At 66.9% G+C, this 1,358-nt stretch carries 2 protein-coding genes; one reads left to right on the top strand and one right to left on the bottom strand.

What is annotated here, in order from left to right:
* Positions 1-535, bottom strand: a 535-nt coding sequence (locus B2284_RS06040; RefSeq protein WP_286697301.1) for a hypothetical protein, incomplete at its 3' end; no start/stop codon positions are given.
* A gap of 239 nt (positions 536-774) precedes the next feature.
* Here B2284_RS06040 and B2284_RS06035 point away from each other — a divergent pair.
* Positions 775-1,358: acyl-CoA dehydrogenase family protein (locus tag B2284_RS06035; protein ID WP_286697300.1), on the top strand; the 584-nt coding region annotated here is incomplete at its 3' end.

Raw genomic sequence — 1,358 nt, 5'->3', positions numbered from 1 at the left:
CGTCGCGCTTCTCGATCGGGTGCAGGATGCGGGCATACGCGTCGAATCCGCGCCCGACGAGCCCGTCGACCGTCGAGAACCCGCCGAAGGACGGTTGCCAGGCCAGCACATCGACGGGGTGAAGGGCGAACCCGTCGCTCCAGTGATCCGCGCGAACTCGGACGCCTCGCTCTGCGACGAGGCGCTGCGCCGGCGTGAGATCGGCGTCGGGATCGACGGAGAAACCGACTCTCACCGCGCCGGCACGCTGCCCAGCCGGGGCCAGTTCCATCGGCAGGGTTCCGAGCATCTCGTCGAGAAGGGCCTCGAGCTCTGCCTCGTCGACGTCGTCCTCCGTGACATCCGGCGTGGGCGGGAAGAGCGCGAACCGGGTCTTGACGGCGAGCGCCGTCACGAAGAGAAGTGGGAAGCGGGCCCGCTCGCCGCGCGGCCACCATCGCGGGGCTGACAGTTCGTGCCACCCGAACTGCTTCGGGCCGCGCCACGATCGCCAGTCGATGAGGTAGTCAGCGCTTCGCGTCTCGTCCCGGGTCATGGCATTGACGCTATGGGGCGCCTGCTCACCCCGTCCACACTTTTTCTCATGCTCGCGCCTGACGGCCAGCTCCTACGGCGTTCCTCGAACCGTGGATGAGGTGCGCATCGCGACGGCGCCGAGACCATCGCAGCGGTTACGTAAAGGTAAGCATCGCAGCCCGGCGACAAGTACCTGTGACGGGGCGTACCATGCAAAGAGCGATCAAGCTACCCATGAGTTGAGAAAGGCGGCGTCCCATGCCCCGCAACATCTACGACGAAGACCACGAGGCGTTCCGCGCTTCCGCCCGCGAGTTCGTCGAGCGCACCCTCGCCCCGCGTGCCGAGGAGATGATCCGCGATCACGTCATCGCGCGTGACATCTGGCTCGAGGCCGGCAAGCAGGGCTTCTTCGGCCTGTGCATCCCGGAGGAGTACGGCGGCGCCGGCATCGACGACTACCGCTTCAACGCGATCTTCGCCGAAGAGATCAGCAAGTTCACCGCCGCCGTCGCGTCGTGCTTCGGCATCCACTCGGATGTCACCGCGCCGTACATCGTCAGCCTCGGCACCGAGGAGCAGAAGCAGAAGTACCTGCCGCGCGTCGCGACGGGTGAGCTGATCCTGTCGATCGGCATGACGGAGCCGTCGGGCGGTTCGGACCTCGCCAACCTCAAGTCGACGGCCGTCAAGGCTGACGACGGTTCGGGCGACTGGATCCTCAACGGCTCGAAGACGTTCATCACGAACGGCCACCAGTGCGACGTCGCCGTCGTCGCGGCACGCACGGACCCGAGCAAGGGCGCCAAGGGCATCTCGCTGTTCCTCGTCGAGGCCGGCAC

This window comes from Dermacoccus sp. UBA1591, from assembly GCF_002322065.1.
Lineage (GTDB): Bacteria > Actinomycetota > Actinomycetes > Actinomycetales > Dermatophilaceae > Dermacoccus > Dermacoccus nishinomiyaensis.
Note: the sequence above shows the minus strand (reverse complement) of the source record. Positions and strands in the feature narration are given on the sequence as shown.